Annotated in this window: 2 protein-coding genes; both read right to left on the bottom strand. The window is 44.1% G+C overall.

Annotated elements, in window-relative coordinates:
- A partial coding sequence (locus F6K51_RS37540) for a gamma-butyrobetaine hydroxylase-like domain-containing protein (RefSeq protein ID WP_293031334.1) occupies positions 1–400 on the bottom strand: 400 nt, incomplete at its 3' end.
- Between the two features lie 13 nt (positions 401–413).
- Positions 414–1,278, bottom strand: an 865-nt coding sequence (locus F6K51_RS37535) for an NAD(P)-dependent oxidoreductase (RefSeq protein ID WP_293031331.1), incomplete at its 5' end; no start/stop codon positions are given.

The following is a 1,278-nucleotide window of genomic DNA, read 5'->3' as shown; positions in this document are numbered from 1 at the left end:
CAATCTGGGGCAGGTTAGTAACAATGTTGCTATCCCAAAGAATAGGTCGATGCTGACGATGCTCTCTCTCGGTAGCAGAATAGCAGTGCTCTCGCAACCACTGAGCATTATAGATGCTTTTGTGACTATCGGGTTGCCATACTATTTCCAGTGCGTTGCCACTATCCCAACGAACTGACAGGGGTTCTATATCTATTGGAACATCAACGAGCCGAAAACGCTTTTCGCCATGTTTGGGATCCCCACACCCAGAGCAATAACAGTTGTCCCGAAGCCAAATATAGTGAAAGGTACTTCGATGACCGTCGCCCCAATAGATAAACAGTTTTCTCTGGTCTTGTTGGACTTTTGAGATTTGGTATTCTTGGGAAAGGTCAATCACCAAATGGCTATTACTCATCGCTTTCTTATTACTACTGCAAATCCATCATCTGAGTAAAACTTTTATCACCACCATAGGTTGTACAAGCCTGTTGTAATACCTCACATAGACGTTCTGAAAACTCTAGAGAGGTTTTAAAGCTTTGATTGAGTTCATTAACCAAACAAGCATCCTTGTGAGCTAAGTTCAATGTAAATGCTGGACCGGGATTACCTTCTAATATAGAGGGAAGCAATTTTTCCGCGACCCAGCTACTACCCGAACCTGCTTGAATCATGTTCGTGAGTTGTTTGGGTTCAATTCCTGCTTCTTGTCCCAAAGACAGCACTTCCCCTAGGGCTTTAGTATTGATGAAGCAAAGATAATTAATCAGCAATTTGGAAAGGATGGCATGGGAAAGTGGTCCGACATAATAAATCTGAGAACCAATGGCTTCCAATATCCCTTTAATTTTGTCAAAGGTTTCTTGATTTCCGCCCACATACATTGACATTGTGCCTGTCTGAGCTGCTGCTGCCCCTCCAGACACAGGGGCTGCAATCGAGTCAATTTTTTGTTCGGATGCAAGGGCAGAAATCTTGTTCATAATTTCGATGGAATTGGTTCCAGTATCGAGCCAAATTGTTTCAGGGCGAGCATGGGCGATCGCTCCAGTATCACCTAACATAACTGCTTCTAACTGTTTTGGCCCTGGCAGACTGGTCATTATCACATCAGCATCACCTGCTACCTCTGGGATGGAATTGCGCCAACTTGCTCCCGCTGCGATTAAGGCTTCTGCTTTGTCCGGTTGGATGTCGTAGACCGAAACATCAAATGCTTTCTTGAGCAAATTGGCAACCATACCACTGCCCATATTACCCAGACCAATAAATCCAATTTGCATGGGGATTTTA

The organism is Moorena sp. SIO3I8, assembly GCF_010692325.1.
Lineage (GTDB): Bacteria > Cyanobacteriota > Cyanobacteriia > Cyanobacteriales > Coleofasciculaceae > Moorena.
Note: the sequence above shows the minus strand (reverse complement) of the source record. Positions and strands in the feature narration are given on the sequence as shown.